This is a genomic window from Halomonas sp. CnH100-B (genome assembly GCF_024124605.1).
Classification (GTDB): Bacteria; Pseudomonadota; Gammaproteobacteria; order Pseudomonadales; family Halomonadaceae; genus Vreelandella.
Window position 1 is genome coordinate 1 of sequence record NZ_JAMXRX010000007.1, and the last position, 20,466, is coordinate 20,466.

The 20,466-nt window shown below is 60.4% G+C and carries 19 protein-coding genes; 14 read left to right on the plus strand and 5 right to left on the minus strand.

Going from position 1 to position 20,466, the window contains the following annotated elements:
• Window positions 1-153: 153 nt before the first annotated feature.
• The gene (tyrS, locus tag NH398_RS15000; RefSeq protein WP_253019158.1) at window positions 154-1,353 is read right to left on the minus strand and encodes a tyrosine--tRNA ligase; all 1,200 of its coding nucleotides are present in this window, start codon (window positions 1,351-1,353) and stop codon (window positions 154-156) included.
• A gap of 116 nt (window positions 1,354-1,469) precedes the next feature.
• Here tyrS and NH398_RS15005 point away from each other — a divergent pair, with 116 nt between their 5' ends.
• Window positions 1,470-2,612, plus strand: coding sequence for an anhydro-N-acetylmuramic acid kinase (locus NH398_RS15005; RefSeq protein WP_253019242.1), 1,143 nt, complete (start codon window positions 1,470-1,472; stop codon window positions 2,610-2,612).
• A gap of 12 nt (window positions 2,613-2,624) precedes the next feature.
• Here the strand turns inward: NH398_RS15005 and NH398_RS15010 are convergent, their stop codons facing one another.
• Window positions 2,625-3,788 carry a PilT/PilU family type 4a pilus ATPase gene (locus tag NH398_RS15010; protein WP_290441537.1) on the minus strand — a complete coding sequence of 388 codons (1,164 nt, stop codon included), beginning with the start codon at window positions 3,786-3,788 and terminating at the stop codon, window positions 2,625-2,627.
• A gap of 24 nt (window positions 3,789-3,812) precedes the next feature.
• Window positions 3,813-4,856 carry a type IV pilus twitching motility protein PilT gene (locus tag NH398_RS15015; protein ID WP_253019159.1) on the minus strand — a complete coding sequence of 348 codons (1,044 nt, stop codon included), beginning with the start codon at window positions 4,854-4,856 and terminating at the stop codon, window positions 3,813-3,815.
• Window positions 4,857-4,889: 33 nt separating this feature from the next.
• Here NH398_RS15015 and NH398_RS15020 point away from each other — a divergent pair, with 33 nt between their 5' ends.
• From NH398_RS15020 to NH398_RS15045, 6 genes are all read left to right on the plus strand, one after another.
• Complete coding sequence (locus tag NH398_RS15020) at window positions 4,890-5,588, plus strand: YggS family pyridoxal phosphate-dependent enzyme (protein ID WP_253019160.1); 699 nt, start codon at window positions 4,890-4,892, stop codon at window positions 5,586-5,588.
• Between the two features lie 88 nt (window positions 5,589-5,676).
• A complete protein-coding gene (gene proC, locus NH398_RS15025) occupies window positions 5,677-6,504 on the plus strand; it encodes a pyrroline-5-carboxylate reductase (protein ID WP_253019161.1) in 828 nt (275 codons plus the stop codon).
• 64 nt (window positions 6,505-6,568) lie between these two features.
• Window positions 6,569-7,162: a YggT family protein gene (locus NH398_RS15030; protein ID WP_253019162.1), complete on the plus strand. Its 594-nt coding sequence runs from the start codon at window positions 6,569-6,571 to the stop codon at window positions 7,160-7,162.
• Window positions 7,163-7,235: 73 nt separating this feature from the next.
• Window positions 7,236-8,432: a homoserine O-acetyltransferase gene (locus NH398_RS15035; RefSeq protein ID WP_253019163.1), complete on the plus strand. Its 1,197-nt coding sequence runs from the start codon at window positions 7,236-7,238 to the stop codon at window positions 8,430-8,432.
• Window positions 8,432-9,028 (plus strand): methionine biosynthesis protein MetW, encoded by a 597-nt coding sequence (gene metW, locus NH398_RS15040; RefSeq protein WP_159340815.1) that lies wholly within the window; start codon window positions 8,432-8,434, stop codon window positions 9,026-9,028. Before NH398_RS15035 ends, metW begins: the two co-directional genes overlap by 1 nt.
• A 36-nt stretch (window positions 9,029-9,064) precedes the next feature.
• Entirely contained in the window at window positions 9,065-9,526 is a 462-nt protein-coding gene (locus NH398_RS15045; protein WP_253019164.1) for a DUF4426 domain-containing protein, read from the plus strand.
• Here NH398_RS15045 and sfsA read toward each other — a convergent pair.
• Together sfsA and NH398_RS15055 are read right to left on the minus strand one after the other, a co-directional pair.
• Window positions 9,523-10,251, minus strand: a complete 729-nt coding sequence (sfsA, locus tag NH398_RS15050) for a DNA/RNA nuclease SfsA (RefSeq protein ID WP_253019165.1) — start codon at window positions 10,249-10,251, stop codon at window positions 9,523-9,525. The genes NH398_RS15045 and sfsA overlap by 4 nt on opposite strands.
• A complete protein-coding gene (locus tag NH398_RS15055; protein ID WP_253019166.1) occupies window positions 10,248-11,408 on the minus strand; it encodes an aminotransferase class I/II-fold pyridoxal phosphate-dependent enzyme in 1,161 nt (386 codons plus the stop codon). Before NH398_RS15055 ends, sfsA begins: the two co-directional genes overlap by 4 nt.
• Window positions 11,409-11,594: 186 nt before the next feature.
• Here NH398_RS15055 and dksA point away from each other — a divergent pair, with 186 nt between their 5' ends.
• The 7 genes from dksA (at window position 11,595) to folK (ending at window position 20,325) form a co-directional block, all read left to right on the plus strand.
• On the plus strand, window positions 11,595-12,032 hold the full coding sequence (gene dksA, locus NH398_RS15060) for an RNA polymerase-binding protein DksA (RefSeq protein ID WP_139527987.1): 438 nt from the start codon (window positions 11,595-11,597) through the stop codon (window positions 12,030-12,032).
• Between the two features lie 115 nt (window positions 12,033-12,147).
• Entirely contained in the window at window positions 12,148-13,047 is a 900-nt protein-coding gene (gluQRS, locus tag NH398_RS15065; RefSeq protein ID WP_253019167.1) for a tRNA glutamyl-Q(34) synthetase GluQRS, read from the plus strand.
• Window position 13,048: 1 nt separating this feature from the next.
• Complete coding sequence (locus tag NH398_RS15070) at window positions 13,049-13,225, plus strand: hypothetical protein (protein WP_167520868.1); 177 nt, start codon at window positions 13,049-13,051, stop codon at window positions 13,223-13,225.
• A complete protein-coding gene (locus NH398_RS15075) occupies window positions 13,215-16,160 on the plus strand; it encodes an ATP-binding protein (protein WP_253019168.1) in 2,946 nt (981 codons plus the stop codon). Before NH398_RS15070 ends, NH398_RS15075 begins: the two co-directional genes overlap by 11 nt.
• Window positions 16,138-17,520, plus strand: coding sequence for a sigma-54 dependent transcriptional regulator (locus NH398_RS15080; protein ID WP_253019169.1), 1,383 nt, complete (start codon window positions 16,138-16,140; stop codon window positions 17,518-17,520). Before NH398_RS15075 ends, NH398_RS15080 begins: the two co-directional genes overlap by 23 nt.
• 896 nt (window positions 17,521-18,416) lie before the next feature.
• A complete protein-coding gene (pcnB, locus tag NH398_RS15085; RefSeq protein WP_159340809.1) occupies window positions 18,417-19,805 on the plus strand; it encodes a polynucleotide adenylyltransferase PcnB in 1,389 nt (462 codons plus the stop codon).
• Window positions 19,798-20,325, plus strand: coding sequence for a 2-amino-4-hydroxy-6-hydroxymethyldihydropteridine diphosphokinase (gene folK, locus NH398_RS15090; protein ID WP_253019170.1), 528 nt, complete (start codon window positions 19,798-19,800; stop codon window positions 20,323-20,325). The genes pcnB and folK overlap by 8 nt, the downstream gene beginning before the upstream one ends.
• Window positions 20,326-20,466 lie beyond the last annotated feature (141 nt).

The following is a 20,466-nucleotide window of genomic DNA, read 5'->3' on the forward strand; positions in this document are numbered from 1 at the left end:
ATCAATAACGAGACGGTGCTAACTTCCTGACAAACCAGAGGTTTTTAACCTCATTCACCGCTGGTAACGCTTGGCGTCCCCGGCAGCGGATGCGTACTTTACGGATTCGAAGCCGGGTTGGCAAGAGCTAATGTGAAAAAGTTTTCAGAAAGTTCACACCAGGGTCACGCGAGCGTAACGCTTCTTGCCCGCTTGAATCACATACACTTTACCAGTGGCGAGCATGGTGTCTTGAGCAACGACCTCACCATCCACTTTGACACTGCCGTTTTTCAGCATGTCTTTCGCTTGCGCGCTGTTTTTGGTCAGACCAGAGCGGTTGAGCACGGCTGCAATCGGCGCCTGCTCGCCACCCTCGAAATCGACCTCTACTTCCGGCAGGTCTTCCGGCAGCTCACCATCGGCCAGTTGGTTACCCGCCGACTTGTGCGCATTCGCGGCGGCTTCATCACCGTGGTAACGAGCGATGAGTTCACGAGCCAGCTCCATTTTCACATCGCGAGGATTCGCACCCTGCTCGACACTCTGCTTCAGCGCCTCGATCTCTTCGTTCGATTTGAGCGAGAGCAGCTCGAAGTAACGCCACATCAAGCTGTCGGGCATGGAGACCAGCTTATTGAACATGGACCCCGGTGCTTCATCCACGCCCACGTAGTTGCCAAGCGACTTGGACATTTTCTGCACGCCGTCCAAACCTTCTAGCAGGGGCATCGTGATGACCACCTGAGGCTCCTGGCCGAAGTGCTTCTGAATCTCGCGCCCCATGAGCAGATTGAATTTCTGGTCGGTACCGCCCAGTTCCACGTCGGCTTCCAGCGCGACCGAGTCGTACCCCTGTACCAGCGGGTAGAGGAATTCATGAATGGCGATGGACTGGTTGGCTTTGTAGCGCTTTTCAAAGTCATCGCGCTCCAGCATCCGCGCTACAGTACTTTGCGCGGCCAGCTCGATCATCTTGGCGGCACTTAGCTCGCCAAACCACTCGGCGTTGAAGCGCACCTCGGTCTTTTCTGGATCGAGGATTTTGAACACCTGCTCTTTATAGGTTTCAGCGTTCGCCTTGACGTCGGCTTCGGTCAGCGGCTTGCGGGTGACGTTTTTACCGGTCGGGTCACCAATGCGGCCAGTGAAATCACCAATCAAAAAGATAACGGTGTGACCAAGATCTTGGAACTGGCGCATTTTGGTCAGCAGTACGCTGTGGCCCAGGTGCAAATCAGGTGCTGTAGGGTCGAACCCTGCTTTAATACGCAGCTTGCGACCGGACGCGAGCTTTTTACGCAGCTCGTCTTCTACCAGGATTTCATGCGTCCCCCGCGACAGCAGCGCTAACGCCTGATCCACCTCACTCATTGCCTCTCTCCATGTACTATGTGCCGTTAAAGGCGTTTAAATAATCAATAGTGGGCGATGTTATCACGCTCCACCGCCTTGGTTGAGCCTTCACCCCGTTTTGGATGACTCGCATGATGAAAACCGCTTCCTCCACACCGACGGCCTACTATATCGGGCTCATGTCAGGCACCAGCTTGGACGGCATTGATGCCGCCCTGGTCGCCATCACTCCTGGCACGCCACCTAAGCTATTAGCCACGGCCGCCGTTGCCATGCCCGATACGCTGCACGCGCAGCTACTGCACCTTTGCCACGCGCCAGCAGCGCGCTTTGCCGAACTGGCCGCCGCCGAGGATGCCTTTTGCCGCCTCCAGGCCCAGGCCGTTACAGCACTCTTAACGGAACAGGGGCTCGTCCCGGCTCAGATTACGGCGATTGGCAGCCACGGCCAGACAATTGAGCACGCGCCACAAGGTCACCAGGGGGGACCGGCGTATACGCTACAGCTAGATAACCCGAGCCTGCTGGCAGAATTGACGGGATGTACGGTGGTGGCCGATTTTCGCCGCCGGGACTTGGCCGCTGGCGGCCAAGCAGCGCCTTTAGCACCCGCGTTCCACCAAGCGCTGTTTGGGCAGCGCCCAGGCGAACAGCTCGTGCTGAATCTGGGCGGCTTTGCCAACCTTACGTGGCTTCCTCAAGAGCAGGAGCGCGCCGTGGTGGGCTTCGATACCGGACCGGCGAACGTGCTGCTTGATGCCTGGTTTACCAAGCATCACACCGGGCGATTTGATGAGAACGGCACTTGGGCGGCCAGCGGGCAAATCGACCAAGCGCTGCTCGCCCGCCTGCTGCAAGAACCCTTTTTTCATCAGCCGCCGCCGCGCAGCACCGGGCGCGAGCTGTTTCACTTAGCGTGGTTGAGCGACCACCTCAATGGCGACGAAGTCCCCCGTGATGTTCAGGCAACGCTGGCCGAACTGACGGCGGTGAGTGTCGCGCAAGGGGTGGCCCAACTGCCACTAAGCCAGCCCAGCACCACGCTGCTGGTGGGCGGTGGCGGTGCTCACAATGCCTATTTGATGGAAAGGCTAGCCGCGCACCTGCCCAAGGTCACGCTGCTCTCTCCCGCTACGCTGGGCTGGCCAGAGGATTGGATTGAAGCAGGAGCCTTTGCCTGGCTCGCCCACCAGCGCCTGCACGGGCTACCCGGCAACTTGCCTTCCGTGACAGGCGCCAGCGGCCCGAGGGTGCTGGGCGGTATTTATGCCCCCTAGCGGCGAAGGCCATCAATAATCGTCACCGTCGCGTAGAGTCAGATGAGACGGCACCTGCGCATCTAACGGCTTACCGCTGGCAGCAGCGTCACCCTGCTTGATCATCAGCCGCAGGTCGTTGGCGGAATCCGCATGGGCCAGCGCCACTTGCTGGCTGACTTGGCCCGCTTGATAAAGCGCATAAAGCGCCTGATCGAAAGTTTGCATCCCCGCGTCGCGGGAGCCTGCCATGGCCTGCTTTAATTCATCAATACGCCCTTTTCGGATCAGATCCACCACCCGTGGCGACGAGAGCAGAATCTCGATCGCCGCGCAGCGGCCACCCTGCTGAGTAGGCAGCAGCTGCTGCGCGACCACGGCACGCAGATTCAGCGACAGGTCCATCAGCACCTGCTCGTGCCGCTCATGGGGAAAGAAGTGAAGGATGCGCTCTAAGGCTTGGTTGGCGTTGTTGGCGTGCAATGTCGCCAAACAGAGATGCCCGGTTTCCGCGAAAGTGAGGGCGTGCTCCATGGTCTCGCGGGTACGCACTTCACCAATCAAGATCACATCCGGCGCTTGGCGTAGCGTATTTTTCAACGCCACCTCGAAGGACTCCGTATCCACCCCCACTTCACGCTGATTAACGATGCCCCGCTGATGCGGATGCAGGTACTCGATGGGGTCTTCAATGGTGATGATGTGCCCACCGACTGAGGCGTTGCGCTCCTGAATCATCGCCGCCAGGGTAGTGGATTTCCCCGTTCCCGTGCCGCCCACCACCAGCACCAGCCCGCGTTTGGCATTGGCCAACGTCGATAACTGGCTAGGCACGCCCAGTGCGCTGAGGGTCGGAATGGTCTGCGCAATGCGGCGCACCACCATGGCGGGCTCGTTGCGCTGTTGAAAGGCGCTTACCCGAAACCGCCCCGCACTCTCTAGGCTTAGGGCAAAGTTCGCCTCGTGCTCCTCATGAAATCGCTCCCGCTGCTTCTCGGGAACCGCATTCAGCACCAGGCTGCGCACCTGGCTAGAGGAGAGCGGCTGACGCCCCAGCGGCATCAGCCCCTTGGGCGTTTTCAAGCTGGGCGGCGCGCCCACCGAAATCAGCAGGTCCGATGCCTGCTGCTCGACCATGATGCCCAGCAGTTGGTGCAGCCACTGGGTCGCGGTCATACCGCTGGCTGGCTCACTCATCGCGTCTATTATCCTTTTGCCGCCTTACTCATCTTTTAACGTCAGCGTGCCTTTAGCCCTTGCTTGGGCTTCCTCCATACTCACCACGCCCTCTTTAACCAGCTTGGCGAGCGAGGCATTCAGGGTCTGCATTCCCAGTGCGCCGCCGGTCTGGATGGCGGAGTAGATCTGCGCCACCTTATCTTCGCGAATGAGGTTACGCACCGCAGACGTGGCAATCAGGATCTCGTGGGCCGCCACGCGTCCGCCACCCTGGCGCTTCAACAACGTTTGCGAGACTACCGCCTGGAGCGACTCAGACAGCATCGAGCGCACCATGGATTTCTCTTCACCGGGGAACACATCAATAATCCGATCAATAGTTTTCGCCGCGGAAGTGGTGTGCAAGGTGCCGAATACCAAATGCCCCGTTTCAGCCGCGGTCAGCGCTAAACGGATCGTTTCGAGATCGCGAAGCTCCCCCACCAAAATCACGTCCGGGTCTTCGCGCAGCGCACTACGCAGCGCCCCAGAGAAACTATGGGTGTCGCGGTGAACCTCCCGCTGATTGATCAGGCAGCGTTTGCTGGTGTGCACAAACTCCACTGGGTCTTCGATGGTCAGAATATGCTCGAAGCGCTGTTCGTTGATGTAGTCGATCATCGCCGCCAAGGTCGTGCTTTTGCCCGACCCCGTGGGCCCTGTCACCAGCACCAATCCTCTAGGTAGCATCGAAAGGCGCTGGAACACCTCGCCCATGCCCAGGGTGTCCATGGAAAGCACCTTATTGGGAATGGTACGGAACACCGCCCCCGCCCCGCGTGCCTGGTTAAAGGCATTGACCCTAAAGCGCGCCACCCCCGGCACTTCAAACGAGAAGTCCGCTTCTAAGTGCTCTTCGTAGTCGCGGCGCTGCCGATCGTTCATGATGTCGTAGATCAGCCGCCGAACGTCGCTGTTCTCCATGGCGGGCACATTAAGCCGACGAATATCGCCATCAACACGTATCATGGGAGGCAGACCCGCCGAAAGGTGCAGGTCGGATGCATTCTGCTTTGCCGAGAATGCCAGCAGTTCGGTAATATCCATCTCTCTTTCCCAGCTGCGGTAAGGTGCTTGAGTATGACAGACAACGCGCTCAACAAGTCACTTGCATCTGCGCGTGAACGCCTGCGCCGGGCGCTTGAGGATGCCGGACGCTCGCCCACCAGCGCCACCCTGCTGGCGGTGAGCAAAACCAAGCCCGCCGAGATGCTGCGCGAAGCGTGGCAGCACGGCCAGCGCGAGTTTGGTGAAAACTACCTGCAAGAGGCGCTGGATAAACAAGCGGCACTTGAGGATCTTGACGGCATTGTGTGGCACTTCATTGGCCCGCTGCAATCGAACAAGACCCGCGCTGTGGCCGAGCAGTTTGCCTGGGTACACAGCGTTGATCGGTTAAAGATCGCCAAACGCCTGAGCGAACAGCGCCCGGCAGCGTTACCACCGCTAAACGTCTGCCTGCAGGTCAATATTAGCCGCGAGGCATCGAAATCCGGCGTGCTGCCGGAAGACGCCTTAGCGCTGGCCCAAGAGATTGCCGCCCTGCCAGGCCTCGCCCTGCGCGGGCTGATGGCGATTCCCGCCCCGGCGGAGACGCTAGAGGCACAGCGCCAGCCGCTGGCAGCGCTGCGCCAGCTCTTGGAAGAGCTCCAGACGGCACTGCCTGAAGCGCCGCTGGATACGCTCTCGATGGGCATGAGCGACGATTTAGAAGCGGCTGTCTTAGAAGGCGCCACGCTGGTACGTTTAGGCACCGCCATTTTTGGCGCTCGGGGCTAACTACGGTTCACACAGCACGCGGCTCACACAACACACGGTTTACTTTACACGCTGCAAGACGCAGCCATTTGCGAAAAAGGATACCCCCATGGCGAGCAAGATCACCTTCATTGGCGCAGGCAATATGGCCGGTGCCATTATCGGCGGCCTGATCGAAAGCGGTGTCTCACCTAGCGACATCACCGCCACGGCCCCCAACGAAAGCGAACTGGCTCCGCTCGCGGCGCGCCTGGGTATTCATACCCACACCGACAACAGTGCAGCGGTTAACGGTGCAGATGTGGTCGTGCTGGCGGTCAAACCGCAGATCATGCGCGGCGTTTGTGAAGCCCTGCGTGAAAGCGTTCAGCAGCAGGCGCCGCTGGTAATTTCCATTGCTGCAGGCCTGGATGCCAACACCATCGACCAGTGGCTGGGCGGCGGCAACGCCCTGGTGCGCTGCATGCCCAACACCCCGTCACTGGTCGGTATCGGCGCCAGCGGCCTGTACGCCAACGCGGCGGTCAGCGATGCACAGCGCACCCTCGCCACCCAGCTGATGGAAGCCGTGGGCATTGTCGAGTGGGTCGAGGAAGAGCGTTTACTGGATGCGGTGACCGCGGTTTCCGGCAGCGCCCCGGCTTACTTCTTCTTGATGTTCGAAGCCATGGAAGAGGCCGCCGTGAAGCTCGGCCTGCCTGCCGATACCGCTCGCCGCTTGGCCATTCAAACCGCCTTGGGGGCCTCCACCATGGCCCAGCGCAGCGACAAAGACCCGGCCACCTTGAAGCAGAACGTGATGTCACCCGGCGGCACTACCGAGCGCGCTATTGCGCATATGGAAGATGCGCACCTACGCACGATCATTGCCGACGCCATGCAGGCCTGCGCCGAGCGCGCCGATGCCATGTCCAAAGAGCTCAGCGGACACGAATGAGTCGCACGCCGCTAACGGGCCGTGAATGACGCAATAAGAACGATATGTTTGAGGAGAAGCCGCAATGGGAAGTCAATTAGGCAGCGCCGGATTAATGCTGGTGAACTCGCTGATCAATATTTATCTGTTTCTGTTGATGCTGCGCTTTTTGCTGCAGGCATCCCGGGCGGATTACTACAACCCGCTCAGCCAGTCGGTGGTCAAAATCACCCAGCCAGTCGTGGGACTATTCCAAGGCTTTTTAGGGCCGGTCGCCGGTCGCTTTGACCTTGCCACTCTGGCAGCCGGTTTCGTGCTGAAAATCGTCAGTATGATTGCCATTTTCATGGTGATCGGCGTGGGCATGCCGCCCGTTGCAGGGCTGCTGATTGCCGGGGTGGCGGCGCTGGCCAACGCCATTTTGAAGATCTACTTCTTTGCCATGATCGTGATGATCATTCTGAGCTGGGTCGCGCCGAATGCCAGCCACCCCGGCGCACTGCTGGTGATGCAGTTGGTCGAGCCGATCATGGCTCCAGTGAGAAAAGTGATTCCGCCGCTAGGCATGATCGATCTTTCACCAATCGTGGTCTTTATCGCCATCAACCTGGTAGACGGCGTTGTGGTGGGCTCGCTGATTCGTGCAGCAGGCATTTCGGGGGCACTCGTAGGGCTATAACGCGCCTATCGATGCAACGAACGCCCCGAGCTTACTTTTTGCAGGACTTATTTTTGCAGGACTAGCGCTTTCGATGCCTGATTCAGACACTCTTGCTTATGACGACCGGCCAGCGGACTCCGTTGGCCTCGTGACTCCTCACGTAGTTAAGTTCGATACGCCGCTGCCGCTTGCCTGCGGTAAGACGCTGCCGGAGTACGAGCTTATCTATGAAACCTACGGCACGCTGAATGCGGACCGCTCTAACGCGGTGCTGATTTGCCACGCGCTGTCGGGGCATCATCACGCTGCGGGCTACCACACAGCCGAGGATCGCAAACCTGGCTGGTGGGATGCTCATATCGGCCCCGGTAAATCCATCGACACCAATCGCTTTTTCGTGGTGTCGCTGAACAATCTAGGCGGCTGCCACGGCAGTACCGGCCCGGTGAGCCATAACCCGGACACCGGCCGCCAGTGGGGCCCTGACTTCCCCGTGGTGACAGTGAGCGATTGGGTCACCAGCCAAGCGCGTCTCGCCGACCATCTGGGCATCGAGCGCTGGGCAGCGGCAGTGGGCGGCAGTTTGGGCGGCATGCAGGTGCTGCAGTGGACGATCACCTACCCCGAACGCGTTGCCAATGCTGTCGTCATTGCGGCCACGCCGCGCCTCTCGGCGCAGAACATCGCCTTCAACGAGGTCGCCCGCCAAGCCATCCGCTCAGACCCGGAGTTCTTCGACGGTTGGTACGCCGAACACGACACCGTGCCCAAACGGGGGCTAAAGCTGGCCCGGATGGTCGGACATATCACCTATCTCTCCGAAGACGCCATGGGCAGCAAGTTTGGCCGCGACCTGCGCAGCGATGATTTGAACTTTGGCTTCGACGTCGAGTTTCAGGTGGAGTCGTACCTGCGCTATCAGGGCGATACCTTCTCGACCGCCTTCGATGCCAATACCTACCTGCTAATGACCAAAGCGCTGGACTACTTCGACCCGGCGGCCAGCTGCGACGGCGATCTTGCCTGCGCCCTGGCACCGGCGCAGTGCCCCTTTTTGATCGTCAGCTTTACCACCGATTGGCGCTTCCCGCCGTCGCGCTCCCGGGAATTGGTGGATGCGCTAACGCGCGCGGGCAAATCGGTGAGCTATGCCAATATTGAATCGCCCCATGGGCACGATGCCTTTTTGTTGCCCGAGCCACGTTACCAAGCGCTGTTCAGCGCCTTTATGGGCCGCGTCGCCCGAGAGCAGCACATCGACGCCGCAGGCGCGGAGGAAACACGCTAATGCGCACGGATCTTGAACTGATTTACGACTGGGTTCCCCAAGGTGCACACGTTTTGGACTTGGCCTGCGGCGACGGCATTCTGCTGGAGCGACTGGCCCAAGAGAAAGGTGTGACCGGCTATGGGTTAGAGATCGACCCCGACGGCATCACCCAATGCGTGGCACGCGGCGTCAACGTGATCGAGCATAACCTGGACGACGGCCTGGGCAGCTTCTGCGATAACAGCTATGACCAGGTCATCATGACCCAGGCGCTGCAGGCGCTGCGCCGCCCGGATAAGATGCTAGATGAAATGCTGCGGGTAGCCGAGGAGGGCATTATCACCTTCCCTAACTTCGCCTACTGGCGTCACCGCATTCACCTGGGGTTACGCGGCTACATGCCGGTGTCGAAATCACTGCCCCACGCGTGGTACGACACCCCAAACATCCACCTCTCGACGTTTAACGACTTCGAGCACCTGTGCAAAGAGAAAGGGCTGGTGATTGTTGACCGCGCCGTGGGCGTTGGCGACCACAAGGGGCACTGGACCTCGAAGTGGTGGCCGAATCTGTTTGGTGAAATCGCCATTTTCCGAGTGCGCCGACGCGCCTAATACCGCACTTACCTCACCCATGAGAGGAGACACGCTATGGCTATTGCGACACTGCGACGCTTTCCACTGCTGCTAGTGCTGCTGGGGACACTGCTCAGCGCCACCCAGGCAGCGGCAGAGCAGATGGTGCGAGTGGGCGAATACGAGATCCACTACAACGCCATCGAAACGCGCTTTCTCACTCCAGAAGTGGCGCAGGCAAGCAGTATCCAGCGCAGTATCGGGCACGGTTTGGTGAATGTGAGCGTGCGCGAGCGCCAGCCGGATGGTTCCACACGACCGGTCAACGCCAGTGTTGAGGGCTATGTTAGCGACCTCACCGACACCCGCGAACCGCTCAGTTTTCGCACCGTTCACGATGGCGATGCCACCTACCATCTTGCCACGTTCACCCTGCGCCAAGACGAGCCGATGCGCTTCAATCTCGACGTGCGCTACGACCGCAATGAAAACCCCGAGCCAGTGAGTTTTATCCAGCGCTTCTATATCGAACGCTAAACCCGTACCGGTAGCGACCGCGCCAGGCGGGCCGCTACCGGTACACTCTGCTGCCACTCCACCCTCACGCCATACGCCACTACTTCCACACCCGCGTTCACCGCATCACTTAACGCTGCCGCATAGGTAGGGTCGATATGGGTCGCCGGTGCCACGTCCGCAATCCCCTCATGGGCCACGCAGAACAGCAGCACTGCCCGCTCGCCCTGCTCGGCCAGCGCCGCCAATGTGTGCAAATGCTTGGTACCACGCACGCTCACGGAGTCGGGAAAGTAACCATGCCCATCCGCCTCTTTCAGCGTGACCTGTTTGACTTCCACGTAGGCGGCGCCCTTCTCAGGGTCATCCAAGCGAAAATCGAGCCGCGCTTCGCCTACCTTTACCTCACGCTTTAACGTTTGATAGCCCGTAAGAAGTGCTATCTCGCCTGCATTAATCGCTGCTTCGACCAAGCCATTCGCTCGCCCGGTGTGAACCGATGCCAGCGCCGTTCCACCATCTGGCTCGGGTAGCTCTATCCACTCCCAGGTCCAGGCCAGCTTGCGTTTGGGGTTATGACTGGGCGAGAGCCATACCCGGCAGCCGGGCACGTTCACCGCCTTCATCGAGCCAGTATTCGGGCAGTGAGCCACCACTTCCTCACCGCTATCCAGGCGCACATCGGCCAGAAAGCGCTTATAGCGGCGCAGCAGCGTGCCGGGCACCAGCCCTGGATAGGTCATCATAAGCGGCTCACAAAACGCGCGATGCGCACCACCGCCTCCTGCAGCCGTGCCACGTCGTTGGTGAACGCGATGCGCACATGGTGCTCGCCGCCCTGTACGGCAAAGTCGATACCCGGCGTGATGGCGACGTTCTCCTCCACCAACAGGCGCTCGCAGAAGGCTTGGCTGTCGCGACTGTAGCGGGAGATATCCAGCCAGAGATAGAACGCTCCCTGGGGCGGTAGATCCGGCGCAAGCCCTAGCTCGGCCAGGCCATCCAGCAGCACTTGGCGACGCTGTTTGAGGGTGGCGCGACGGGTTTCCAGAATATCCCGGCACTCCGGGGTAAACGCTGCCAGCGCCGCGTGCTGGGAAGGCGTTGGCGCGGCGAGGAACACATTTTGTGCCAGCCGAGTCAGCGGCTCGACAGCCTGCTCCGGGGCGACCAGCCACCCCAAGCGCCAGCCGGTCATGCCGAAGTACTTGGAGAAACTGTTCACCACAAAGGCGTCATCCGACAATGACGTGGCCGACAGCGGCGCGTCGTCGTAATTCAGCCCCTGGTAAATCTCATCGACGATGATATCGCCGCCCTTGGCCGCCACCGTGTCGATCACCTTCGTGAGCGCCGGGGCCTCCAGCGTATGCCCGGTCGGGTTTGAGGGGCTGGCCAGCATGGCTAAACGCGTCTTGGCCTGCCAATGCTGCTCGATCAGCGGTGCGGTGAGCTGCCAGCCGGTGTCGCGCCCTACCGGCACGGCGTCGACCTCGGCCCCTGCCAACGCCATGAAGTGCCGGTTGCATGGGTAGTTTGGGTCGGCCATGAGCACTCGGTCGCCGCTCTCGACGAGCAGCTGGCTGGCCAACAGCAGTGCGCCAGACGCCCCGGGGGTGACCAGAATACGGGCGGGATCCACCGTGGCGTTGAAGTGCTCGGCGTAGTGCCCCGCAATGGCCTCACGCAGCGACGCCAAACCGGCTGCGGGGGTGTAGCGCGTTCTGCCTTCGGCAAGCGCCTGCTGCCCGGCGGCGACGATGGGAGCGGGCGTTGCGAAATCGGGCTCGCCCACTTCCAGGTGAATCACGTCATGACCTGCCGCTTCACGCGCCTGAGCCATTTCCAATAAGTGCATTACGCGAAAAGGCGCAACGTGATCGACACGCGAATTCCAGGCCATAACGGCTCCTTCACCTAGCAGTAGTTAAACCATGACCCAGGTCGCACAAGATGTGGGACCATGGTCGAAAGCGCACTATTATGCTTGCATCGCGCGCAATTTTCAGCTAAACAAGCATCCCTTTGGCGTGAGATCGTGACACACGCTCATGGTCGATCAGCAGTCACATACGTAAGGGGCACTCCCATGCCAGTAGCGGAAAAGAAACCGGAAGCGTCCAAGTCCTTCACACCGTATGAGCCGGCACCGGGTGAAGAGTATATGAACGAGAAGCAGCTCGCGCACTTCCGCCAGCTGCTTCTGGACTGGAAACAGGACCTCATGGAAGAGGTGGATCGTACCGTACGCCACCTGCAGGAAGATGCTAACAACTACGCCGACCCCGCCGACCGCGCCACGCAAGAAGAGGGCTTTAGCCTGGAACTGCGTACCCGGGATCGCGAGCGCAAGTTGCTGAAGAAGATCAACGAAACCATCGAGAAGATCGATGATGACGACTACGGCTTCTGCGAAGCCTGCGGCGTGGAGATCGGCATTCGTCGCTTGGAAGCACGCCCCACCGCCACACTGTGCGTCGACTGCAAAACCTTGGCCGAGCTGAAAGAGAAGCAGCTAGGCGGTTAAGCATCCTGCCATCTAGCTAAGACGATGGCCGACAGCGGGCACCCTTGAGGTGCCCGTTTTTGTTTGTCATCTTGTGTGCTTCTCACCGCTTGACCGTTTTCACGCACGGGTTGCCATGACCGCCACCGCTCACTATCGAGGGCGCTTTGCCCCCACCCCCTCCGGGCCGCTTCATCTTGGCTCGCTGGTTGCCGCGCTCGGCAGCTATTTGGATGCCCGCGCTGCGGGCGGCCAGTGGCTGGTACGTATTGAAGATATCGACCCACCACGCTGCCCAGAAAGCGCGGACAGCACCATCTTGCGCCAGCTAGAGGCCTTCGGCCTGACATGGGATGGGGAGGTAATATGGCAACGCCATCGTCATGATGCCTACCAGCAAGCCCTGGACCGGCTCATCGATCAGGGGCTGGCGTATCCATGTAGCTGCTCACGCAAGCAGTGGCAGGCTTACGATATTTACCCCGGCTGGTGCCGAGACGGTGTGCGCGATGCCAGCAAGCCGGTCGCATGGCGGCTGCGCAGCGACCTCGCCAAACGCCCCGTCGGCTGGCACGACCGGCTATTCGGCGAGCAGCGCTTCGATCCCACCGAGCTGGGCGATGTCGTGTTAAAACGCAAAGATCAACTATGGGCCTATCAACTTGCGGTGGTCGTGGATGACGCCCATCAGGGCATCACCGATGTCGTACGGGGGTACGACCTGCTGGATAACACGCCTTGGCAGCAGCAGTTACAGGCAGCGCTACAGCTGCCCACGCCGCGCTACCTGCATCTGCCGCTGGTAGTCACGGCGGACGGCCAAAAGCTCTCCAAGCAAAACCTCGCCCCTGCACTGGCCGAGGAGAGCCGCGGTATTCGTCGCCAGCTATTTCAGGCGCTTCAACTCCTCGACCAGACCCCGCCACCGGCTCTAATCGATGAAGCGCCAAGCGTGCAGCTACGCTGGGCCATCGAGCACTGGTCGGTGGCCCAGCTGGCCCCGCAGGCCCACCGCTCTTCGCCACCGGAGCCGTAAGATGTACGTTTACCGCATCATGCTATTTCTTGTCTTTGGCGGGTATCTTCTCTCCCCGCTGTTCATGGATGGCTGGGCTGACCCGAGCGTGGCCTGGTACCGCCCGTTTGCCATTTGGGGGGTCCTGATTGCCCTGACGCTATGGCTCGAGCAGAAGAGGAAGTTGGATGAACGCTGAGTTAGTAGGCGTCGTATTACTGGGGCTTGGCTATCTTGGGCTGCTGTTTGGCTGTGGCATGGCCGTCGAGCGGAGCTGGGTGCCGGTGCGCATTACTCGCCACCCGATGGTGTATACCCTAGCGCTCGGCGTATACGCCAGCGCCTGGGCCATCTACGGCAGCATCGAACTCGCCGCGAATGCCGGGTTTGGCTACCTCGCTTACTACCTAGGGCCAGCGGGAGCTTTCTTACTCGCCCCTGTGCTGCTGGTACCGATTCAGCGCATTACCCGCACTTACCAGCTCTCTTCACTGGCGGACCTGTTCGCCTTTCGCTACCGCTCCCGCTGGGCGGGAACGCTGGTGACGCTCTTGAGCCTGCTCGCCGTGCTGCCGCTGCTAGGCATTCAGGTGCAAACTTTGAGCGATGCCGTGCAACTACTGACCGGCAGTCGCTACAGTGCTGCGGTAGCGCTGCTGTTCTGTGGCATCATTGCCGCCTGCGCCGTGCTATTTGGCGCCCGCCACAGTCATCGGCACCGCCACGATACGCTGCTGAGCGTGATTGCCTTCGAATCGGTGATCAAACTCCTGGCCATGCTCGGGCTCGGTGCCATTGCCTTGTGGTGGGTGTTTGATGGGCCTCAAGACTTACAGCGCTGGCTGGAAGGCCCGGGCGCGGCACTCCAGAGCGCCACCCCACAGCTCGAAGCCCCCCAATGGCGCACGCTTCTGCTGCTGTTTTTCGCGGCGGCCTTCATGATGCCGCACCTGTTTCAGATCACCTTTGCCGAAAGCCTCTCTCGCCATACCTTGCTGCAAGCCAGCTGGACGCTACCGCTCTTTTTGCTCTTGATGGCGCTACCGGTGCCGCTGATCCTGTGGGCGGCGCAGTCGGCCAACGAGAGCGTACCGCTGACCGCTTACGCGGCGTACCTGATGACCGAGCACTGGTGGGTCGGCGCGCTGGCGTTCATTGGCGGTTTGGCGGCCGCCAGCGGCACCATGATGATGATTGCGCTCGCGCTCTCCGGCATGGTGCTGAACCACATCGTGCTGGTCGCCCGTCCGCCAGAGGCACGTAGCGACCTCTACGGCTGGCTGCTGTGGCTGCGCCGGGGCCTGGTCGGGGCCGTGATTGTCGGTGGCTGGCTGTTTGCCGAAAGCGTCGGGCGCTATCACTCCCTGACGAACCTTGGGTTGGCCGCGTTCGTGGGCATGGCGCAGTGTTTGCCGGGCCTTCTAGCACTGCTCTATTGGCCGGGTGCCAACCGCAAAGGCATGATTGCCGGCCTTATCGGCGGTATTGGCGTCTGGCTATGGGGGTTATGGCTCCCGCTGCTGTTCGATATCGCCCTCCCCGCACTGCCGTTCACTCTGTTGATGCCCGCCGATGCACCCGCGTGGTACAACGCCACGCTGATCTCGCTGGCGGTGAATATCGTCTTGCTGATCGTAGTGTCGCTGTTTACGCGCATCTCCGAGGGCGAGCGCTCGGCGGCGGAAGCCTGCTCGGTGGATGCGGTCATCCGCTCGAAACGCCTACCGCTGGAAGCCGCTACGGCGGGGGATTTCCCCGCCCACTTGGCTCAGGCACTTGGCGATGAAGCCGCCAGCCGCGAAGTGGACCGCGCCCTGAAAGCGCTCAACCTGACCCCGCAAGAGCGCCGACCCTATGCGCTGCGCCGTTTACGTGACCGTATTCAGGCCAACTTATCAGGGCTGATGGGGCCGTCGGTGGCGCGGGATATCGTCGACCGCTACCTGCCCTACCGCCACGATGATGCTCCTGTCACCGACGACATCCACTTTGTCGAGAGCCGCTTAGAAGCCTACCGCTCGCGTCTCACCGGGCTTGCCAGAGAACTCGACGGGCTGCGCCGTCACCATCGGCAAACCCTGGCCTATCTGCCGGTGGGGCTGTGCGTGTTGGGCGACGACGATGAGCTGCTGATGTGGAACCAAGCGCTCTCCCAGCTCTCTGGCATCAGCGGCGATAGCGTGATCGGCTCCCGGCGCGACAGCCTGCCGCCGCCCTGGCCCACGCTACTGGGCAGCGTGCTGAACGCCAGCCAAACGCCGCTGTACAAACAGGCGGTCACGCTGCACGGCAAAGACTACTTTTTGACGCTGCATAAAGCGGTGCTCAGCGGCCACGATAGCCGCGGCGGCAGCGTCATTCTGGTCGAGGATCACACCGAGATGAAATGGCTGGAGGAGGAGTTGGTGCACGCCGCGCGGCTCGCCTCCATTGGCCAGCTTGCCGCTGGGGTCGCTCACGAGATTGGCAACCCGATTACCGGCATCTCATCGCTGGCGCAAAACCTGCGCTACGACACCGACGACCCGGCGCTTTTGGAAACCGCCGACCAAATTCAGCAGCTCACTCAGCGGGTGACTAAAATCGTCAACTCACTGGTGGGCTTTGCCCATGGCGGACGCCCGGCACTGCCGCTTCCTGCCGCCCCAGCCTCGCTGAAAACGGTCAGCGACGACGCCCTGCACTTGATCCATTTAGCCCGCTCGGGGGAGGATGTCACCTTTACCAATCACTGCCCAAGTGACATTGTGGTGAGCGGTGATGCTCAGCGTCTTACCCAAGTCATGGTAAATTTACTGAGCAACGCCAAGGATGCTTGCTCCCCCCAGGGAACGGTGCTAATTGAGGCAGGCACTCAGGCCCGCCACGCTTGGTGGCGCGTCGTTGACGACGGCCATGGGATCGACCCCAGCGTCAAACACCGCCTGTTCGAACCGTTCACCACCACCAAACCGGCGGGTGAAGGCACCGGACTTGGGCTATCGTTGGCGTATCAAATTATCAATGAGCACCAAGGCAAAATAGAGGTCGCTTCGCCACCTCCCGGAAAGCCTCGCGGCACGGCCATTACGCTATGGCTACCGCTTTACCAACAGGATGATCACTTGCCCCATGCCCAGGATACTGATTGTTGAAGATGAAGCGATTATTCGCAGCGCGTTAAAGCGCTTACTGGAACGTCATCACTACAGTGTCAGCGAAGCGGCCAGCGCCGAAGAGGCCCGCACGCAGCCACTCAGCGACTTTGACCTCATCATCAGCGACCTGCGCCTGCCGGGGGAGCCGGGCACGACGCTCATTGAACTCGCGGCCCCCGCTCCGGTACTGATCATGACCAGCTACGCCAGCATGCGTTCGGCGGTGGATGCGCTCAAGCAGGGCGCCGTTGATTATGTCGCCAAGCCCTTCGACCACACCGAGCTACTGGAAACGGTTGAACGCATTCTGCATAAGCAGTCGATGCAGCAGGGCACGCCGCCGGATATCACCGACGGAGGCGGCGGCCGTCAAACCATGATTGGCGACTGCATCGCCATGCAGGAGGTTTACACGCGCATCCGCAAAACCGCGCCTGCGGACGTCACCGTGCTCATCCAAGGCGAATCTGGCACTGGCAAGGAGCTGGTCGCGCGCGCCATCCATCAGCAGAGCAAGCGCGCCAAAGCGCCGCTGATTTGCGTGAACTGCGCGGCGATTCCCGAAACGCTGATCGAATCCGAGCTGTTTGGTCACGAAAAAGGCGCCTTTACCGGCGCCAGCGCGGCACGCACCGGCTTGGTCGAAGCCGCCGACGGCGGCACGCTGTTTCTCGATGAGATTGGCGAGCTGCCGCTGGATGCCCAAGCGCGCCTGCTGCGGGTACTGCAAGAGGGCGAAATCCGCAAAATTGGCTCCGTGGAAACCCGCCATGTGAACGTTCGGCTGATTGCCGCCACTCACCGCGACCTGCGCGCGCTTTCCAAAAGCGGCGAGTTCCGGCTTGATTTGTACTACCGGCTGAACGTGATGCAGATCGCCCTGCCACCGCTGCGCGAGCGCGAAGACGACGTACTCAAAATCGCTGACATCCTGCTGGAAAAGGCCTGCAAGCGCCACGAACGCCCAGGACTACGGCTCTCCAGAGCGGCCCGCCAGGATCTACGCGACTACCCCTGGCCCGGTAACGTGCGCGAGCTGGAAAATGCGCTAGAGCGCGGCGTGATTCTTGCCGAAGGCCATTTGATTCATCCCGACGATTTAGGGCTTGGCCCAGTCACCAACCGTTCTCACCCGCCAGCGCCCAGCGCGGCTCCATCCCCCAGCGAGACTGCGGCGACCATCGACGAAGACGACCTCTCGCTGGAAGACTACTTCCAACATTTCGTGCTGGAACACCAGGATCAAATGAGCGAAACCGAGCTAGCGCAGAAGCTAGGGATTAGTCGTAAAAATTTGTGGGAGCGCCGCCAGCGGCTGGGCATTCCGAGAAAGAAAACCGCTCGCCGACAAAGCTAGCCCCCATAAGAGCGGTCAAGACGTTAGCCATTGGCCGTAAGACTAACGTCTAATAGATTGATTTACCTGAGAAATATCCAAAAATCGTTACCCAACCACTGTTACCTTCCCACACAATGACACGCAAAATAGCCGCTAAAATGGGTAACACTTTCTCTTCCAAATAGTTCCCTGGCCTACCCAAAAATCGCCAAACCACTGAAATACATGGGGTATCAAATGAGTGGCACGGCGAGTGCACTATTACTAGGCAAGAAGAACAAACTGGGCAGCGCGGTAAGTCGTTAACAAGAACAACATGACACCGCCCCGACCTGAGCCAAAACAAAAACAACAGGGCCAGGTAGAGATAACGGCACGAATAAGAACAACAGGCTTGAGTCTCATTACTTGCATGCGCAGCACAAGGCCACTAAGCGGAGCCATGCAACAAAGCGCAGCGAACAATAACAACAGTCAGCAAGTACCCAAATAAGGACGCGACGTACACAAGGGTCTGCACCCAAACAACAACAATAGCAGCATACGTGTACACCCCCGGAGCCAATAACAACTCGCCGGGAGAGAAAAGTTCGCGGTTGGATTATTGTTTTGAATACGAGGCGGTCGGAATCAGAGTGGTTCTTTACGCCTACCGACTGCGGTGCGTATTCAGGGCGATGTGCCATCATGAATAAAAACAGCAGCATGGACGCTGATTGTCTGCTTTATAGGGGAGGCTCACGTAGCCTCCCCTTTCCGCGTTTATGGGCACCCATCGACGCTCTGGTCGGCGGCTCTTTGCATACCGCTCTTTGCAAGCCCCAGGGGGTCGGATACACTCAACCCCTTACCGTCCTCCATACGGTCACGTTTTTCGAACCCGTTTTCGCTACACTGCGAGTCGACATCGCCGCATGTTTAAAGGATTTACCCGTTTATTACATAGTCCGGGAGAGCACTTGAAATCCCTGCTCGATTCCCCAGAGAGCGCCTCCGATGCGCCCAGCCCTCGTATTATTCCGCGCTCCGAGCATCCCGTCTCTCGTCAGCAAATCAGTGAAGCCGCGCTCAAGGTGCTGTACCGCCTCAATGGGGCTGGTTTCGATGCCTATCTTGTCGGTGGCTGCATTCGCGACGCACTGCTGGGCAAAATGCCGAAAGACTTCGATGTTGCCACCAACGCAACGCCCGAGCAGGTTCGCGATCTGTTTCGCAACTCACGCCTGATTGGCCGCCGTTTCCGCATCGTTCACGTGCGCTTTGGCCGCGAAGTCATCGAGGTGACCACCTTCCGTGGCAAACCTCAAGACGAGCACGGCGACCATATCGCTCACCAGTCAGACGATGGCCTGCTGCTGCGGGACAACGTATGGGGCAATATCGAAGAGGACGCGCTGCGCCGCGACTTCACGGTCAATGCGCTCTACTACAACATTGCCGATTTCACGATCCATGATTTTGCCAACGGGGCGCGGGACATCGAATCGCGCACGCTGCGGCTGATTGGCGACCCCGCGACCCGCTACCGTGAAGACCCGGTACGGATGCTGCGCGCGGTCCGCTTCGCGGCCAAGCTCGACTTCACCATCGAGCCTGCCACCGAAGCGCCCATGTACGACCTCGCGCCGCTGCTGCTGCAAATTCCGCCAGCACGCCTGTTCGATGAAGTGCTCAAACTCTTCATGTCCGGCCACGGGCTAATCACTTTCCGCCTGCTGAGCCACTACAACCTGTTTGGCATGCTCTTTCCGGAAGCGGAAGAGGCCATGGCCGACGCCGCCTGGGCAGAGGAGCTCATCGAGCAGGCGCTCGCCAATACCGACAAGCGCATTGCCGACGACCGCCCGGTCACGCCCGCCTTCCTGCTTGCGGCTTTTTTATGGGCTCCCGTGGTGCATCGTCAGGCCGAGCTCGAGCGCGAGGGCATGCCTGCCGTGCCCGCCCTACAAACCGCCGCTCAGCAGGTCGTATCGCGCCAGCTTCAGCACACCTCCATTCCCAAACGGTTTGGCATCCCCATGCGCGAAATTTGGGAGCTGCAGGCACGCCTGCCGATGCGCCGGGGCAAGCGCGCGTTCCAAACCCGTGAACATCCGCGCTTTCGCGCCGCCTTTGACCTGCTGATACTACGTGAGCAGGCGGGCGAAATTCCTCGCGGCCTTGGCGACTGGTGGGATGCCTTCCAGAAAGGCGACGATCACGAACAGCGTCGCCTGTTGCAAAAGGTTGGCAGCGACCCGGCCAGCCAAGGCGACCGCCGTCGTAAAAAGCGCCGCAAACCGCGGAAGGCAAACAGTGAATAACGCCGTTCGTTGCTATATCGGCCTTGGCAGCAACTTAGAGAATCCCATTGGGCAGGTGCAGCAGGCGCTCCAGGAATTGGCCGCCTTGCCGTTGTCACGGCAAGTGGCCAGCTCATCGCTCTACGCCACGGCGCCCATCGGCCCTCAAGATCAGCCGGACTTCATCAATGCCGTCGCCTGTTTGGAGACACGTCTATCGCCGCTGGCGCTCCTCGACCAGCTACAGGCGCTGGAGCAGCGCCATCGGCGGCGGCGGTTACGCCACTGGGGGCCACGCACGCTGGACCTAGATGTGCTGCTTTACGGCGAACATATCCTGCAGCACCCCCGCTTGACCGTACCTCATGGGCAGATGCACGCCCGCACTTTCGTACTCGTACCGCTGGCAGAGGTCGCCACGGCGCTTCAGCAGCCCATCACGCTGCACCAGCAACCGCTAGAAGCGTGGCTGTCGCGCCTCAATACGAGCGATATTCGGCACTTAAGTGCTACCGATGTCACCGCCACTGCTACCATCTGACACAAATCTCGACACCATGCCCCCAATCAGGTAACAATTGCCGGTTACGCCACATCGCGCAGGCAGGGACGCTGCGATAATAATGGCCGAGCAGAGCGCAGGTGCCTCACGTGCACTCGCCGCATCGGCCCCATAACGTTT